17 protein-coding genes and 1 pseudogene are annotated in these 15781 nt (G+C 38.0%); 13 read left to right on the forward strand and 5 right to left on the reverse strand.

Features of this window, described 5'->3' with window-relative positions; genetic code table 11:
• The first annotated feature begins 12 nt into the window (after window positions 1-12).
• Both ACQRDX_RS03110 and ACQRDX_RS03115 read left to right on the forward strand, forming a co-directional pair.
• Entirely contained in the window at window positions 13-558 is a 546-nt protein-coding gene (locus tag ACQRDX_RS03110; RefSeq protein WP_427894168.1) for a LysM peptidoglycan-binding domain-containing protein, read from the forward strand.
• Between the two features lie 628 nt (window positions 559-1186).
• A pseudogene (locus ACQRDX_RS03115) lies at window positions 1187-1459 on the forward strand (transglycosylase SLT domain-containing protein); the annotation flags it as partial.
• A 15-nt stretch (window positions 1460-1474) separates the two neighbouring features.
• Here ACQRDX_RS03115 and ACQRDX_RS03120 read toward each other — a convergent pair.
• The 3 genes from ACQRDX_RS03120 to sdaAB all read right to left on the reverse strand — a co-directional run bounded on the left by ACQRDX_RS03120 (window position 1475) and on the right by sdaAB (window position 3818).
• Window positions 1475-2104 carry an HAD-IA family hydrolase gene (locus ACQRDX_RS03120; protein WP_427894170.1) on the reverse strand — a complete coding sequence of 210 codons (630 nt, stop codon included), beginning with the start codon at window positions 2102-2104 and terminating at the stop codon, window positions 1475-1477.
• Between the two features lie 158 nt (window positions 2105-2262).
• On the reverse strand, window positions 2263-3135 hold the full coding sequence (gene sdaAA / locus ACQRDX_RS03125) for an L-serine ammonia-lyase, iron-sulfur-dependent, subunit alpha (protein ID WP_427894172.1): 873 nt from the start codon (window positions 3133-3135) through the stop codon (window positions 2263-2265).
• Between the two features lie 11 nt (window positions 3136-3146).
• Window positions 3147-3818 carry an L-serine ammonia-lyase, iron-sulfur-dependent subunit beta gene (sdaAB, locus tag ACQRDX_RS03130; protein WP_427894233.1) on the reverse strand — a complete coding sequence of 224 codons (672 nt, stop codon included), beginning with the start codon at window positions 3816-3818 and terminating at the stop codon, window positions 3147-3149.
• A 291-nt stretch (window positions 3819-4109) separates the two neighbouring features.
• Between sdaAB and mnmA the strand changes: the two genes are divergently transcribed.
• Window positions 4110-5231 (forward strand): tRNA 2-thiouridine(34) synthase MnmA, encoded by a 1122-nt coding sequence (gene mnmA, locus ACQRDX_RS03135; protein WP_427894175.1) that lies wholly within the window; start codon window positions 4110-4112, stop codon window positions 5229-5231.
• A gap of 43 nt (window positions 5232-5274) precedes the next feature.
• Here mnmA and ACQRDX_RS03140 read toward each other — a convergent pair whose 3' ends face one another.
• Window positions 5275-5664: a nuclear transport factor 2 family protein gene (locus ACQRDX_RS03140; protein ID WP_427894177.1), complete on the reverse strand. Its 390-nt coding sequence runs from the start codon at window positions 5662-5664 to the stop codon at window positions 5275-5277.
• Window positions 5665-5789: 125 nt separating this feature from the next.
• Here ACQRDX_RS03140 and ACQRDX_RS03145 point away from each other — a divergent pair, with 125 nt between their 5' ends.
• The 10 genes from ACQRDX_RS03145 to ACQRDX_RS03190 all read left to right on the forward strand — a co-directional run bounded on the left by ACQRDX_RS03145 (window position 5790) and on the right by ACQRDX_RS03190 (window position 15113).
• A complete protein-coding gene (locus ACQRDX_RS03145) occupies window positions 5790-6116 on the forward strand; it encodes a winged helix-turn-helix transcriptional regulator (RefSeq protein WP_002938209.1) in 327 nt (108 codons plus the stop codon).
• Between the two features lie 141 nt (window positions 6117-6257).
• Window positions 6258-6689, forward strand: coding sequence for an NUDIX hydrolase (locus ACQRDX_RS03150; RefSeq protein ID WP_427894181.1), 432 nt, complete (start codon window positions 6258-6260; stop codon window positions 6687-6689).
• Window positions 6690-6700: 11 nt separating this feature from the next.
• A complete protein-coding gene (locus ACQRDX_RS03155) occupies window positions 6701-7123 on the forward strand; it encodes an NUDIX hydrolase (RefSeq protein WP_427894183.1) in 423 nt (140 codons plus the stop codon).
• Window positions 7120-9018 carry a tRNA uridine-5-carboxymethylaminomethyl(34) synthesis enzyme MnmG gene (mnmG, locus tag ACQRDX_RS03160; RefSeq protein WP_427894185.1) on the forward strand — a complete coding sequence of 633 codons (1899 nt, stop codon included), beginning with the start codon at window positions 7120-7122 and terminating at the stop codon, window positions 9016-9018. Before ACQRDX_RS03155 ends, mnmG begins: the two co-directional genes overlap by 4 nt.
• Window positions 9019-9096: 78 nt before the next feature.
• Entirely contained in the window at window positions 9097-11067 is a 1971-nt protein-coding gene (locus ACQRDX_RS03165) for a DHH family phosphoesterase (RefSeq protein WP_427894187.1), read from the forward strand.
• A gap of 2 nt (window positions 11068-11069) precedes the next feature.
• Window positions 11070-11522 (forward strand): 50S ribosomal protein L9, encoded by a 453-nt coding sequence (gene rplI / locus ACQRDX_RS03170; protein ID WP_354367157.1) that lies wholly within the window; start codon window positions 11070-11072, stop codon window positions 11520-11522.
• A 29-nt stretch (window positions 11523-11551) separates the two neighbouring features.
• Window positions 11552-12913 carry a replicative DNA helicase gene (dnaB, locus tag ACQRDX_RS03175; protein WP_427894190.1) on the forward strand — a complete coding sequence of 454 codons (1362 nt, stop codon included), beginning with the start codon at window positions 11552-11554 and terminating at the stop codon, window positions 12911-12913.
• Window positions 12914-12922: 9 nt separating this feature from the next.
• Window positions 12923-13195 carry a Veg family protein gene (locus ACQRDX_RS03180; RefSeq protein WP_427894192.1) on the forward strand — a complete coding sequence of 91 codons (273 nt, stop codon included), beginning with the start codon at window positions 12923-12925 and terminating at the stop codon, window positions 13193-13195.
• A 313-nt stretch (window positions 13196-13508) separates the two neighbouring features.
• Window positions 13509-14120 carry a 30S ribosomal protein S4 gene (gene rpsD, locus ACQRDX_RS03185; protein WP_354367163.1) on the forward strand — a complete coding sequence of 204 codons (612 nt, stop codon included), beginning with the start codon at window positions 13509-13511 and terminating at the stop codon, window positions 14118-14120.
• Window positions 14121-14222: 102 nt separating this feature from the next.
• The gene (locus ACQRDX_RS03190) at window positions 14223-15113 is read left to right on the forward strand and encodes a hypothetical protein (protein WP_427894194.1); all 891 of its coding nucleotides are present in this window, start codon (window positions 14223-14225) and stop codon (window positions 15111-15113) included.
• A 124-nt stretch (window positions 15114-15237) separates the two neighbouring features.
• Here the strand turns inward: ACQRDX_RS03190 and ACQRDX_RS03195 are convergent, their stop codons facing one another.
• Window positions 15238-15774 carry a TetR/AcrR family transcriptional regulator gene (locus ACQRDX_RS03195; protein ID WP_427894196.1) on the reverse strand — a complete coding sequence of 179 codons (537 nt, stop codon included), beginning with the start codon at window positions 15772-15774 and terminating at the stop codon, window positions 15238-15240.
• Between the last annotated feature and the right edge of the window lie 7 nt (window positions 15775-15781).

A 15781-nucleotide genomic window follows, 5' to 3' on the forward strand; every position in this document is an offset into this window, starting at 1 on the left:
AAGGAGTCTATTATGACTATCAAATCAGTACTAAATCAAAAGAAAAATTCTATCAAACTAGGAGTAGCTACTTTGGCAACAGCAGCTGGAATTTTTGCACCAGCCTTGGTTAATGCAGATAGCTATACAGTGCAATCAGGTGATACACTATCTTCTATTGCAGCCACTCATCAAACGAGTGTGGATAGTTTGGTTTCTTTAAACCAGTTGACTGATGCTAATACCTTATCTGTTGGGCAAGTTTTGGAGTTATCATCTACTGCTAGCACAGCAACAACTAATAGTAGCTCCACTTCTAGCACAACAGAAATTGCAACAACAAGCAGTTTGAGTGCAGCTGATGCGGAAGCAAAAGAGTGGATTGCACAAAAAGAATCTAGTGGCAGTTATACAGCGCAAAATGGTCAGTATTATGGTCGTTACCAATTAACCATCTCATATTTGAATGGTGATTTGTCACCTGAAAATCAAGAAAAAGTAGCAGATAATTATGTTACTTCTCGTTATGGTTCATGGTCAGCAGCTAAGTCATTCTGGCTAGCTAATGGTTGGTATTAATAGTATAAATTCATCAGTTTTTTCTGATGAATTTTTTTATCTATTATGAAAACGTTTTTTTGTAAAAACTAAATTTTTTTGTAACATTTTTAACACAAGATCAAAATGCAGGTAACATTTAAAAGCTATGATGGATAACGGAAAAGAAAAAGGTAGGATAAAAAATATGCGTCGTAAAGAATTACATTTGGCTAAAGTAAAAAGAATGAAACTACTAGCTATTATAGCTAGTCTATTACTTACTTGTTTAGTGGCAGTTTTAACAGTTCTTGGACAAGAAAAAGTTTCTTCTAAGTCAGAAAAAAATTTATCAGTAACTTCCACTAGTAGTTTAAATAAAAAATTATTGGTTGAAAGTGCAAGTTCTCAGAAAGAGAGTACTTCTGTACCTGTATCTGTACCTGTATCTGTATCGGAATCAGAGGTAGATATGGCTGATGTCACAATGTCAGATGATACTAATACTTTGGTGACCTCTACAGAAGCAACGCAGAGCGCATCAGTTACTCAGGCTACAGATACTGCTCCAGTCTATGTAGAGCAGGTGGCTTATTCCAATAGTGCAGAACAGTCCGTTACTCCACAAACGACAGTTGCTTATAGTCAAGCCTCAGCTCCAGTCCAGCAAACAGGTTATGTGCTTAGTAATGGAAATACAGCGGGTACAGTTGGCAGTCAGGCAGCAGCACAGATGGCAGCAGCAACAGGCGTTCCACAATCAACTTGGGAATATATTATTGCGCGTGAATCAAATGGTAATGCAACTGCATCAAATGCGTCGGGTGCTTCTGGTCTCTTTCAGACTATGCCAGGATGGGGCTCGACAGCTACTGTGCAAGATCAAGTTAACGCAGCTCTAAATGCTTATAATGCTCAAGGTTTATCTGCCTGGGGTATGTAAAAAAGCCTTTGAAACTTATATAGTTTCAAGGGCTTTTTTGATATCAGAAGGTTGTTTAATGACAGCATTTGCTTGTGCTAAATCTTTAGATTGTCCAAATCCCCAAGTTACGGCAATGGTCTTGATGCCTATTGTTTTTCCACCAATAATGTCAAATTTGGTATCGCCAATAATACAAGTTTCATGCAATGTCAGATGATAATCATTTATAACCCGTTTGATAACATCAGCTTTGATAAAAGCGGTTGGTGTAGAGCCATAGATAGCTGTAAAGTATTTGTCAAGTTTAAAATGTTTCATCATAAGAGTGGCCATTTCTTGATTTTTACTTGTTGTGATAAAGAGTTGATAGCCAGACCTCACTAATTCTTCCAAAGCCTGCACGATTCCCTCATAGACAGTAGCATCATAAACACCTGTTTCTTGATAATAGTGTCTATAGGTTTGAATGGCACGTTGGATAAACTCAGGATTTGGATTAATTGTTTTAAAAGTGGTTTCAAGAGGAGGTCCTATGAAACTCTGAATGGTTTGATTATTTGGTACAGGCAGTCCAAGCTCCTTAAAGGTTTTGATAAAACAGTGTCGAATGCCTGGGCTACTGTCTAATAGAGTGCCATCAAGGTCAAATAGTATTGTTTTCATTGTTTCCTCCTGTAAAGACAGTGTAAAGATGATTGTCAATATGTAAACTTTTGGGCATGAGATTAAATCCTAATAGAAATGATTTCTATTAGATGGTTTATAAAAAATAAGGATGTTAAACGCAGTTTGTTTTAGTCTATTTAATCAAGTCAAAGAAATTATTTTCCAAAAATTTCTTTGGCATAATGTTTTCCAGTAGGTGTAGCGGCAAGACCTCCTTCAGCTGTTTCACGAAAAGCAGTAGGAAGACTAGAGCCAACATGATACATCGCATCAATTACCTCGTCAACTGGTATTTTTGATTCAATTCCAGCTAAAGCCATGTCAGCAGCGACAAATGCAAAGGAACTACCTAAAGCATTACGCTTGACACAAGGGACTTCGACAAGCCCAGCAACAGGATCACAAATCAATCCTAAAAGGTTTTTTATCACAAAAGCTACAGCTTGACTTGCTTGGTAAGCAGACCCACCAGCTGTTAAGACAAGGGCAGCAGCACTCATGGCAGCGGCAGACCCAACCTCAGCTTGACAGCCACCTTCTGCACCAGAGATAGAGGCGTTGTTGGCAATGACAAGACCAAAAGCACCTGCTGAGAATAGAAAATCAAGCTGTTCTTTTTGGTTAAGTTGGAGTTTTTGGGTAGCCGTTGATAGGACTGCTGGTAGGCAACCAGCACTACCTGCTGTAGGTGTTGCGCATACCAGTCCCATTTTGGCATTTAATTCATTAACGGCCATGGCATTTCGAACAGTCATCAATATTGTGGTATCGGATAAGGTAGGTCCTTGTTGGATGTAACGATCCATCTTTAGAGCATCTCCTCCAGTGAGCCCACTGATAGACTGACGATTATCTAGCCCTTTTTGAACAGAGTCAAGCATGACATCAAGGTTTTTAGACATTAAAGAAATAATTTCTTCTTTGTGGCGACCAGAGAGTTCCATTTCAGTGGCAATCATTAAGTCAGCAACACTACCATTATGGTAATCATCTGCTTGTTGGACCAATTCTTTTATGGAATAAAACATAGCAATCCTTTCTAATCAAAGTAAGTGACATTATGTAAATGAGGGATATTTTGGATATCTAACATCGCTTTTTCACAATCTCTAGAATCCACTTCAATAATCATAATGGCTTTCTCGCCAGCTTTTTCACGTGTCACGTTCATTTGGGCAATATTGATGTGTTGTGAGGATAGGATGTCGGTGACTTTAGCAATCATTCCAGGAACATCTTGATGGACAATAATCAAGGTTGGTGTATTCATCTTTAAAGAAACAGAAAAACCATTAAGTTCAGTGACTTGAATATTCCCTCCACCGATAGAAACTCCAGTAATACTCATGCTCTTATTTTCCTTTTTGACCGTAATTTTAGCTGTATTGGGGTGAGGAGTATTACTTTCTTTGTTGAGTTTCCAATAGACTTTAATGCCTTTTTGATGAGCAATCTCAAGGCTTTTAGGAATCCTAGGGTCATCTGTTTCCATTCCTAGAATCCCTGCAACTAAAGCCAAGTCAGTCCCGTGTCCTCTATAAGTTTTGGCAAAGGAATGATAGAGTTCAAACTCAACTTCCTCTGGAATATCGTGAAAAATTGAGGCGACGACTCTTCCTATGCGCACTGCTCCTGCTGTATGACTTGATGATGGTCCAATCATGATAGGGCCAATAATATCAAAAACGGATTGAAATTTTAGTGCTTTCATCATTTGATCTCCTTTTTTAACGCAGTTTTATTATAACAAATTATTGAAGAGAATAAAAAATGGCATCGTTTAACGCTTGCATTCCAGATACATCGTGATATAATGTTTAGGCGCAAGTTTTGCGTTTCAAAATCGACCTTCAAATCGAATTTTGATGACTTAGATCATACTGCTAAGTTAACATTGAACCTGAGCGAAAAGGTCAAGCTTAACATTTTAGAGACGGAAAATCTTAAATGTTTTTGGTATTGATTTTAAGCTGAGGTATCTTATATTGATGGGAGAAGAATAATGAGTGATCACTCTAAAACACGTGTTGTTGTTGGTATGAGTGGAGGTGTTGACTCATCTGTTACGGCTCTTCTTTTAAAAGAGCAAGGTTATGATGTTGTTGGCGTTTTCATGAAAAACTGGGATGACACAGATGAATTTGGGGTCTGTACCGCCACAGAAGATTATAAAGATGTGGCAGCTGTGGCAGACCAAATTGGTATTCCTTACTACTCTGTCAACTTTGAAAAAGAGTATTGGGATCGTGTATTTGAGTATTTTCTGGCAGAGTATCGGGCGGGGCGCACGCCAAATCCTGATGTCATGTGTAATAAGGAAATCAAATTCAAGGCTTTCTTGGATTATGCTATGAATTTAGGAGCAGACTATGTTGCGACTGGTCATTACGCTCAGGTGTCACGTGATGAAGATGGTATCGTTCATATGCTACGTGGAGCAGATAATGGTAAGGATCAGACCTATTTCCTTAGCCAATTATCACAAGAACAATTGCAGAAAACTATGTTCCCTTTGGGACATTTGCAAAAATCTGAAGTTCGTGAGATTGCTGAGAAGGCTGGTTTAGCAACAGCTAAAAAGAAAGATTCAACAGGAATCTGTTTTATTGGTGAAAAAAACTTTAAAGAGTTCCTCAGTCAGTATCTACCTGCTCAAAAAGGTCGTATGATGACGGTTGATGGTCGTGATATGGGAGAACATGCAGGCTTGATGTATTACACCATTGGACAACGTGGAGGGCTTGGTATCGGTGGACAAATCGGTGGGGACAATACTCCATGGTTTGTTGTCGGAAAAGACCTATCCCAAAATATTCTCTATGTCGGCCAAGGTTTCTATCATGAATCTCTTATGTCAACCTCTTTACAAGCAAGTCAAGTCCACTTTACACGCGATATGCCTGAAGAATTCACGTTGGAATGTACATCTAAGTTTCGTTATCGTCAACCAGATAGTCAAGTGACTGTCAAGGTGAAAGGGGACAAGGCAGAAGTCATCTTTGCAGAGCCACAACGAGCAATCACACCAGGACAAGCCGTAGTTTTCTACGACGGACAAGAATGTCTAGGCGGTGGCATGATTGACATGGCCTATAAAGATGGAGAGGCTTGTCAGTATATTTAATCAAAAATAAAAAGCTTAGCACCCTCGTGCTAAGCTTTTTATCTTATCCCCAGAAAGCATTTTCAGCTTTTTGGTCGGCTGAGAAGAGCCAAACTTCTTTGATTTTACCATCTTCCATACGGAAAAGATCGATACCATTCATGTTTAGTTCTTCACCATCTGTTCGAGTACCGAGGAATGTTACGTTAGCGGCAACGAGAGTATCATTATCGGACACCCAGTTTGTCACTACTTTGAAAGTTCCATTTGTTTTTTCGGCGAAAGTTGCTAGATGTGCTCCGAGTACTTCTTTACCAATTTTAGCACCAGATATTGAATGATTTCCGGGTTGATGCCAGATAATGTCATCTGCCATAGTTTCAAAAAGAGCTGCAAAATCACCAGCGATGAGAGCATTGTTATAGGCATTAAAAATTTCCAAGTTTGTTGACATTTGATGTCCTCCAATTTTTTTGATATAGTACAATTATAGTGGAAGTAGTCAATTATGCAAGTAGGTACTTTTTCATTTGTTGGTATCAAAAGTGATACTATTGTGATAAATAAAGGAGAAGTTTTTTGAAAAAAGTTAGTGAATACGGTATTTGTCCTTTTGCAACAACACAAAAAGTCTTGACTGGTAAGTGGGGATTGGTGATTATCTATCAACTCAGTACAGGAACGAAACGCTTCAATGAATTACAGCGACTGATTCCAGGTATTACTCAAACCATGTTAACAAGGCACCTTAGACAATTGGAGGAGGATCGCATTATTAGTCGTACGGTCTATGCAGAAGTCCCCCCTCGTGTAGAGTATAGCTTGACTGAAATGGGCGAAAAATTTCGTTCGGTGCTGGATGCTGTTGAGGCTTGGGGCTTAGAATATATTGAAACGTTAACGTAACACCAGATTTGAAATTCTACAAATCTTTTGATAGAATAAGGGTAACAATCATCATGATGGTCAAAGCTCATGGGAATTGTAGGCTTTTTTGTCCTACAATTTTCGAGAGTTTTGGCTATTTTTTGCGATTGGGGAGAGAAGATGGATTTCAGAACGAGACATGACAATCAAATCTTCGGTGTTCGGGCGACGGGCTTGGTGGTACAAGATGAGAAACTTTATCTTGTTAAGTCACCTGAGGGGAAATATTACACCTTAGGTGGAGCTATTCAGCTTGGCGAAACAACCGAAGAGGCTGTGCAACGGGAAATGAAAGAAGAAATCGGAATTGATGTGGAGGTTGGACCACTAGCTTTCATCGTTGAAAATCAGTTCACCTTGCAGGAGAAATCCTATCATCAGATTGAATTTCTCTATATAGTTACCCCACTGTCTAATCCAACTCCCAATCTGGAAGAAGGAAATTCTATTCGTCAGTGTGAATGGGTTACTTTTGCGGACTTAGAGAAACTGGATCTCAATCCAGCCTTTCTTAAGACCGAGTTAGCTAACTGGGACGGACAACTAAAGTAGCGGAGGAAACCATGCCGGTTAAATTGATTGCCCATGTCTTGCTGACTGTTGCAGACAGTCACTTGATTATTCAGCGTTCGCAGATTAAGCGTGGAGAGCCAAATGTATTTCCGCAGTATTGGGATATTCCGGGTGGTCGTGTTGAGGAGAATGAGTTACCCCGTGATGCTACAGTGAGAGAGTGTTTTGAAGAAACAGGTATTTCGATAGAAAAGGAAAATCTGACCATTATCCATGAAGATAGTCAGTTTGATGAAGAAAAACAGACGGTGTTTACAAGGCTGGTCTATGAAGTAACACTTCCTGAACAGCCCAATACCATTCTTCTTGATCCAGAAGAGCATACTGATTTTCTATGGTTTACCAGTAGCGATGAAAACAAGAAAAATTTAGTTCCATATCTCGAAGAAATTTTAGAAAAGAGGAAAATATGACATATACATTTACTGAAGATTATGATGTTATTGTAATTGGTGCAGGACATGCAGGAGTTGAAGCTAGCCTAGCTGCTAGTCGAATGGGGTGTAAGACTCTATTAGCAACGATTAATATTGATATGTTGGCTTTTATGCCTTGTAATCCTTCGATTGGAGGATCAGCTAAAGGGATTGTTGTCCGTGAAATCGATGCCTTGGGTGGAGAGATGGGCAAAAATATCGATAAAACTTACATTCAGATGAAAATGTTAAATACTGGCAAAGGTCCAGCAGTTCGTGCGCTTCGTGCTCAAGCTGATAAGGCACTTTATGCTCTTAGTATGAAACGTACAGTTGAAAATCAAGAGAACCTAACCCTTCGTCAAACGATGGTAGATGAAATTTTAGTGGAAGATGGTAAAGCTATTGGGATTAGAACAGCAACAAACCAATATTTTTCAGCTAAAGCAGTTGTTGTAACGACAGGAACGGCTCTTCGAGGAGAAATTATTTTAGGAGACTTGAAATATGCTTCAGGTCCTAATAACAGTTTAGCGTCTGTGACATTGGCTGACAATCTTCGTGACTTAGGCTTTGAAATTGGGCGTTTCAAAACAGGGACACCTCCAAGGATTAAAGCTAGCTCGATTGATTACAGTGTTACAGAAATTCAACCAGGAGATGAAACACCAAATCATTTTTCATTTTTATCAAAAGACGAAGATTATGTTACAGACCAAGTGCCTTGCTGGTTGACTTACACCAATCAAAATAGTCATGATATCATCAATAATAATTTGCACCGTGCTCCCATGTTTTCAGGAATCGTAAAAGGGGTTGGCCCACGTTATTGTCCATCTATTGAAGACAAGATTGTTCGATTTGCAGATAAGGAACGACACCAACTCTTTTTAGAGCCAGAAGGACGGGATACTGAAGAAATTTATGTCCAAGGACTCTCCACGAGTTTACCAGAAGACGTACAAAAGGAGTTGCTCCACTCTATTAAAGGCTTGGAAAAAGCTGAAATGATGCGTACCGGATATGCAATAGAATATGATATCATTCTACCTCATCAGCTGCGTGCAACTTTAGAGACTAAGCTAGTGTCTGGTCTTTTTACAGCAGGACAAACCAATGGCACATCAGGTTATGAAGAGGCAGCAGGTCAAGGTTTGATTGCTGGGATTAATGCAGCCTTGAAAGTTCAAGGTAAACCAGAGTTAATTTTAAAACGTAGTGATGCTTACATTGGTGTGATGATTGATGATTTGGTGACAAAAGGGACACTGGAGCCTTACCGCCTCTTAACTAGTCGAGCAGAGTATCGCTTGATTCTTCGCCATGATAATGCAGATATGCGCCTTACCCCTATTGGTCGTCAGGTTGGTCTGGTTGATGATCAGCGTTGGACACACTTTGAAATTAAGAAGAACCAATTTGATAATGAGCTTAATCGCCTAGAATCTATAAAATTAAAACCTGTCGCAGCAACTAATAAAAAAGTGGAAGAAATGGGCTTTAAACCCCTAGCAGATGCTGTAACAGCTAAAGAATTTATGCGACGTCCAGAAGTGAAATACCAAGATGTGGTTTCTTTTGTTGGCCCCGCAGCTGAGGATTTAGATGCGAAGCTCATTGAACTGATTGAGACAGAAATTAAATATGAGGGCTATATCAATAAGGCCTTAGATCAGGTTGAAAAGATGAAGCGTATGGAAGAAAAGCGTATTCCAAGTAACATTGATTGGGATGCAATTGACTCGATTGCAACAGAAGCGCGTCAGAAGTTTAAGAAAATCAATCCTGAGACCATTGGTCAAGCCAGTCGAATTTCTGGGGTCAATCCAGCAGATATTTCTATCTTGATGGTTTATTTAGAAGGGAATAATAAAGCGCGTCGGAAGAATTGATAGATCTCACTTAACATGCAATTGTAATCTATTTTAAGGCAATTTTATGTTATAATTGCTAGTTAAGAGGTTAGATAAATGAAAAAGATTCGTTTTGACACCATTCAGTTGATCATGATTGGTATGATTTTGTTTGGTATCGTAGCAATTTTTAGCTTGATAATATCTTCAAAGATAGGTCTTCTTTTTGTTGTTTTTTTAGCCCTAGCAACATTAATTTATTTGCTTTACTATCAAAAAATAACATATGAGTGGAATGAAATTGAGCAAATAGAACGCCTTAATGATGAGACAGAGGTTAGTTTAAAAAACTTATTAGATACCATGCCTGTTGGCGTCATTAAATTCCATCCAGAGACTTATGCAGTGGAGTGGTTTAATCCCTATGCTCAGCTCATATTTTCTGATGATGACGGTAAATTTAATAGTCAAAGCATTAGCCGCTTGATTAAAAGTAAACGTGCCAATGCCAGTAATCAGCGCATTAGAGTTGGAAAAAATTACTATCTGACGAATTTAGATGAGTCATCTGGTTTATTTTATTTTTTTGATAGCACTGTTGATGCTAAGGTTAGCACTCAGTTAAGGTTTGCAAGACCAGTTATTGGGATTATTTCTATAGATAATTACGATGATTTGACTGAAGAATTATCAGATGCGGAAGTTTCTCAAATCAATAGTTTCATTGCCAATTTTATTTCAAGCTTTTCTAAATCAAAGGATATTTTTTATAGACGGGTTAATATGGACCGATTCTATTTTTTCACGTCTTACGGTGTCTTAGATGATTTAATTAATGGAAAATTTGCCCTAATAGAGCAATTTAGAAATGCTTCGCAAGAGCAAAATCTTCCTTTAACCCTGAGTATAGGGGTTTCTTATGGCGATCATCAACACGATACGATTGGCAGAGTAGCTTTGGAAAATCTCAATATGGCCCTAGTTAGAGGCGGGGATCAAGCTGTTGTCAAAGAAGTTGGAGAGCACAAAGAGTTACTTTACTTTGGTGGTGGTACTGTGTCAACGGTTAAACGCTCTCGAACTCGAACTCGAGCGATGATGACTGCAATTTCTGATCGTATCAGATCCGTGGATTCTGTTTTTATTGTTGGTCATAGAAATTTAGATATGGATGCTTTAGGATCTGCTGTGGGGATGGATTTTTTTGCTTCTAATATCATTGACAAAGTTTACACTGTTTATAATCCAAACGAATTAACTTCAGATATTAGAAAAGCCTTAGGACGTTTGATGGCCGATGCCAAAAGTCATCTTATAACAGTGGAAGATGCCATGAGTAAGGTAACCAAAGAATCCTTACTCATTATGGTTGATCATTCTAAAATCCAATTAACACTCTCAGAGGAATTTTACAGGAAATTCACGCAGGTTATTGTGGTGGACCACCATAGACGCGATAAAGACTTTCCAAGTCAGGCTGTATTGACGTTTATAGAAAGTGGTGCTAGTAGTGCCAGTGAGTTAGTGACGGAGTTAATCCAATTTCAAAATGCACATACCAACAAGCTTAGTAAGGTACAGGCTAGCGTTTTGATGGCAGGAATTATGCTTGACACGAAGAATTTTACGACACGTGTCACTAGTCGCACCTTTGATGTCGCCAGTTATCTTAGGGCTAATGGCAGTGATAGTGTGGAAATTCAAAATATCTCGGCTGTTGACTTTGAAGAATACCGTTCAATTAATGAATTAATTTTACAAGGAGAGCGTATCGTTCCTAATATTATTGTTGCAAGTGGTCATGATGATAAAGTTTACACTAATGTCATTGCTAGCAAAGCAGCAGACACGATGCTAGAGATGTCAGGAATAGAAGCTAGTTTTGTCCTGACACGTAATAATAGAGGGCAAGTCGCCATTTCAGCTCGAAGTCGAAGTAAAATCAATGTCCAAAGGATTATGGAAGATCTTGGTGGCGGCGGTCACTTTAATTTAGCTGCCTGTCAGATTGACGGCGAGACGATTGAGCAAGTTCGAGAGATATTAGTAACAAAGATAAGATCAGATTATCAATATAAGGAGTCATAAAAATGAAAGTTATTTTTTTACAAGATGTTAAAGGTAAAGGAAAAAAAGGAGAAGTAAAAGAAGTTCCAACAGGATATGCTCAAAATTTCCTTATTAAGAAAAATCTTGCCAAAGAGGCAACCAGTCAAGCAATTGGAGAATTGCGTGGTAAACAAAAGTCTCAAGAGAAAGCAGAAGCAGAGTTGCTAGCAGAAGCTAAAGAAATCAAAGCCTTGTTGGAAAAAGAGGAAACCCTAGTTCAGTTTACAGAAAAAGTTGGTCCTGATGGTAGAACCTTTGGGTCTATTACCGCTAAGAAAATTGCTGAAGAATTGGCTAAGCAATTTGGGATTAAGCTTGATAAGCGTCATATTAAGGTTGAACAACCTATTCGTGCTATTGGATTAATTGATGTTCCGGTGAAAATCCATAAAGAGGTTGAAGGGGTTATCAATATACGTGTCAACCAAGCGTAAACTTATGAAATGATTAGGAGGTGACAAGCTTGTCTGAACAGACACTTGATGTCCGTATTCCGCCTCAAGATTTACTGGCAGAGCAGTCTGTTTTGGGGTCTATATTTATATCACCTGATAAGTTAATTACGGTACGAGAATACATTGAGCCTAAGGATTTTTATAAGTACGCACATAGGATCATCTTTGAAGCGATGATTACTCTAAGCGAACGTGATGATGCGATTGATGCTTTGACAATTCGAACAATTTTAAGTAATCAAGATGATTTACAGAATATTGGAGGTATGACTTATCTTTTAGAGATTGTCAATAGCGTGCCTACAAGTGCCAATGCAGAATATTATGCTAAGATTGTTGCAGAAAAAGCAATGTTGCGCAACATCATTAGTAAGTTGACAGAATCTGTCAACCAAGCTTATGATGCGACAACACCCTCAGAGGATATTATATCAGGGGCAGAGAAATCTCTGATTGATATCAATGAGAAAAGCAATAAGAGTGGCTTTAGTAAAATCTCAGAAGTGTTAGCCATCAACTATGAAAATTTAGAAATTCGAGCTCAACAAACATCTGATGTCACTGGATTACCGACAGGATTCAGAGATTTAGATAAGATTACAACAGGTTTACACCCTGATCAGTTGATTATTCTAGCGGCACGTCCAGCTGTCGGTAAGACTGCTTTTGTGTTGAATATCGCTCAAAATGTTGGGACTAAAATGAGACAACCTGTGGCTATATTTTCTTTGGAAATGGGAAAAGAAAGTCTGGTTGATCGTATGTTGGCATCTGAAGGTCTTGTTGACGCTCATCACTTACGAACAGGGCAGTTAACAGAGGAGGAGTGGCAAAGTTTGACCATTGCACAGGGGAACTTGGCAGAAGCTCCGATCTATATCGATGATACTCCAGGGATAAAGATTACTGAAATCCGTGCTAGAGCGCGTAAATTAGAAAAAGAAGTGGGTGGTCTAGGTTTAATTGTCATTGATTATTTACAACTGATTACTGGGACAAAGCCAGAAAATCGTCAACAAGAAGTTTCTGATATCTCCCGACAACTTAAAATTTTGGCCAAAGAATTACGTGTTCCTGTGATTGCGCTGAGCCAATTGTCACGTGGAGTGGAGCAACGCCAAGATAAGCGACCAGTTTTATCAGATATTCGAGAATCAGGGTCAATTGAACAAGATGCCGATATCGTAGCTTTTTTATATCGTGATGATTATTATGATCGTAGTGATAAAGATGATCCAGATCATGTGGTAGATAATACAATTGAAGTTATTTTGGAAAAAAACCGTGCTGGTGCCCGAGGAACAGTCAAATTAATGTTCCAAAAAGAATATAACAAGTTTTCTAGCATTGCACAATTTGAAGAAAGATAGGAGAAAAAGATGAGTGATGCATTTTCAGATGTTGCTAAGATGAAGAAAATAAAGGAAGATATAAAAAACCATGAGGGACAAGAGGTTGAGTTGACCCTAGAAAATGGCCGTAAGCGTGAAAAGACCAAGGTTGGTCGCTTAATTGAAGTTTATCCTTCTTTATTTATTGTAGAGTATCGAGATGAAGCTGCCATTCCTGGTGCTATTGATAATACTTATGTAGAGTCATATACATATTCAGATATTTTAACAGAAAAAACACTAATTAGATATTTTGATTAAAAAAACAGTCCACTGGACTGTTTTTTCATGTACCAAAGGCTGAAAAAGTTATGCTGATGGAGCTTAATATAAAGGAAAATCAGCCTAATTTTAAAAAACTACTCTAAATTAGAGGAGATAGAACTTTACAAATATCTCGGTATATGATAGAATGTAATTTGTGTGAAATAACAGCAGGAAGATATGAAGCTCGTCAACAGGAAGTCAGCTAGAAAAGTAACCTTTGCTGTTTAGGCGAAGATTTCCTGCACGAATCAGGATCTTCTAAGACGTTATTTCCTACAAATTATATTATTTTTAGGAGGACATTTTTATGTCACGTTATACAGGACCATCATGGAAACAAGCCCGTCGTTTAGGTTTGTCTCTTACAGGTACAGGTAAAGAACTTGCTCGTCGTAACTACGTTCCAGGTCAACATGGACCAAACAACCGTTCAAAACTTTCAGAATACGGTTTGCAATTAGCTGAGAAGCAAAAATTACGTTTCACTTACGGTATGGGTGAAAAACAATTCCGTAACTTATTCGTACAAGCTTCAAAAGTTAAAGGTGGAACTCTTGGTTTCAACTTTATGACTCTTTTAGAGCGTCGTTTGGACAACGTTGTTTACCGTCTTGGTCTTGCAACTACTCGTCGTCAAGCTCGTCAATTTGTTAACCATGGTCACATCCTTGTAGATGGTAAACGTGTTGATATTCCATCATATCGTGTTGAAGTTGGTCAAGTGATTTCAGTTCGTGAAAAATCAGCTAAAGTACCAGCAATTCTTGAAGCAGTTGAAGCAACACTTGGACGTCCAGCATTTGTATCATTTGATGCTGAAAAACTTGAAGGATCTCTTACTCGTCTTCCAGAACGTGATGAAATCCACCCAGAAATCAACGAAGCACTTGTCGTTGAATTCTACAACAAAATGCTTTAATTTTAAGATATATCTTACAAAAAGCCTACAACAGTGGGCTTTTTGCTTTGTCTTACAAGAACTTATAAGTCTACTGGGTTAAAGCTAGTAAAAGTTGAGATTGTGAAAACCTACGAATTATATGAGGATGAAAGAAATGTGAAGGAAGATGCTATGTTGTTAAAAGATAGGATTCAAAAGATAGCGAAGTATCTGTTTATTACAGTGTGTGTTGTATATTCAGTGATTTTTCTTGGTACGATTGCTAGTTTGTTTTATGCTTATGATAGTACCTTAAGTGTTCCCTATGAAATCAGTTCTAAAAGAGTTCCTGTTATTTATAAAAAGGCAGGTTTTAAAGGGGAAATTAGTCACTTGGAGAATCAATCCAATCTACATAATCAAAGAATGAGTTATACTTATACAGAAAAGGTTGGACAGAGTAAAATGACCTACCATTTCGTTATTGGAATTGACAAGAATAAGAAAGAGCCAACCTATACTTATAATGAAATTGTTGATTTATATACAGGACATTACTCAGACTCGTATGAGCGAGATAGCCAACTTTTTAGCGAGTTTTTTGATGTTGCCTTATTTAAAAATGAGAAAATGGATTTGTACCGACGCTCTCTTGAACAGTCGTTAGAAGCCTCAGGCTTAGAAAATGTTAAAGTAGAGATTGACGAATGGTCTGGTGAGGCCTTCTCAGCCAATGTTTCTGATCTCAACCAAGAATTAAAAAAAGATCTACAAGAGGCGAATAAAAATGGTGCAGCACCTGTTTTGGGGATTAATACCTTAGACCCCTTTAAATATTTTAGTATGGGTTCTACCACCCTGCATATTTCAACTGATTCTGATATTTCTTATTTTGAAGATCATGCTAAAAAAATTGAACATTCTCAACTAAAAGCAGGATATTATGTTGTTTCTGAAAATCAGTCATCCTATTATTCCAATTATTATGTTAGTAAAAACTTAGAGTGGGAAAATATAACATTTCAAGATTAGTAGAAGCGATAATATGATAAAAAAGCATCTTTCGGATGCTTTTTTACTGGAGTAAATTTAATATGTGTGCGATTAGAATGACCTAAATTTCCTTTATTTAGGCATACTAAAACTAGTGAATTTGTTATTTACCAAGGAGTTGAAGTAAGAGTTTGGTGATTTCTTGAGGGGATTCTTTTTTTCCTCGAGCAATCCATTTTTGGCAGACCCCAAATATAGCGTGACTAAAGTAGATACCGCTATATAGTTCTTCTAATTCAGAGCGCTCTTCTGTTGAGAAACGATAACGTAGGTCTCTGGTGAGGAGGATTTGCAATTTGTGTCGTATAAATGTTTTGATTTCACGTGTTCCATTGTGAGAGAGAAGGGCAGCTAATAATTCTTCTCTGTTTAAGTAATCAAAAACCTCTAACATAATAGCTTCTTTATCTAAATCGTGCTTATCAAAGATATATTCAATGTTAGCAAATACAGTCTGTTGGTATTGCTCAATCATCTCATACTTGTCTCTATAATGCGTGTAGAAGCTTGAGCGACTAATTTTTGCTGTTTGCACTAATTTAGTGGTGGTAATGTTATCAAAGCTTTGCTGTTTGAGTAAATTGGCCATAGCCTTTTCTAAGGCTTTTTTTGTGCGTTGTTTTCTGTTCTCTTCGGTCATCTTTTCT

The organism is Streptococcus sp. SGI.013 (genome assembly GCF_050315295.1).
GTDB lineage: Bacteria > Bacillota > Bacilli > Lactobacillales > Streptococcaceae > Streptococcus > Streptococcus porcorum.

Excerpts from the sequence above, each read along its gene's own strand:
- ACQRDX_RS03110 (WP_427894168.1), top strand. The coding sequence starts at position 13 with ATGACTATCAAATCAGTACTAAATCAAAAGAAAAATTCTATCAAACTA.
- ACQRDX_RS03120 (WP_427894170.1), bottom strand. The coding sequence starts at position 2,104 with ATGAAAACAATACTATTTGACCTTGATGGCACTCTATTAGACAGTAGC.
- sdaAA (WP_427894172.1), bottom strand. The coding sequence starts at position 3,135 with ATGTTTTATTCCATAAAAGAATTGGTCCAACAAGCAGATGATTACCAT.
- sdaAB (WP_427894233.1), bottom strand. The coding sequence starts at position 3,818 with ATGAAAGCACTAAAATTTCAATCCGTTTTTGATATTATTGGCCCTATC.
- mnmA (WP_427894175.1), top strand. The coding sequence starts at position 4,110 with ATGAGTGATCACTCTAAAACACGTGTTGTTGTTGGTATGAGTGGAGGT.
- ACQRDX_RS03140 (WP_427894177.1), bottom strand. The coding sequence starts at position 5,664 with ATGTCAACAAACTTGGAAATTTTTAATGCCTATAACAATGCTCTCATC.
- ACQRDX_RS03150 (WP_427894181.1), top strand. The coding sequence starts at position 6,258 with ATGGATTTCAGAACGAGACATGACAATCAAATCTTCGGTGTTCGGGCG.
- ACQRDX_RS03155 (WP_427894183.1), top strand. The coding sequence starts at position 6,701 with ATGCCGGTTAAATTGATTGCCCATGTCTTGCTGACTGTTGCAGACAGT.
- mnmG (WP_427894185.1), top strand. The coding sequence starts at position 7,120 with ATGACATATACATTTACTGAAGATTATGATGTTATTGTAATTGGTGCA.
- ACQRDX_RS03165 (WP_427894187.1), top strand. The coding sequence starts at position 9,097 with ATGAAAAAGATTCGTTTTGACACCATTCAGTTGATCATGATTGGTATG.
- rplI (WP_354367157.1), top strand. The coding sequence starts at position 11,070 with ATGAAAGTTATTTTTTTACAAGATGTTAAAGGTAAAGGAAAAAAAGGA.
- ACQRDX_RS03180 (WP_427894192.1), top strand. The coding sequence starts at position 12,923 with ATGAGTGATGCATTTTCAGATGTTGCTAAGATGAAGAAAATAAAGGAA.
- rpsD (WP_354367163.1), top strand. The coding sequence starts at position 13,509 with ATGTCACGTTATACAGGACCATCATGGAAACAAGCCCGTCGTTTAGGT.
- ACQRDX_RS03195 (WP_427894196.1), bottom strand. The coding sequence starts at position 15,774 with ATGACCGAAGAGAACAGAAAACAACGCACAAAAAAAGCCTTAGAAAAG.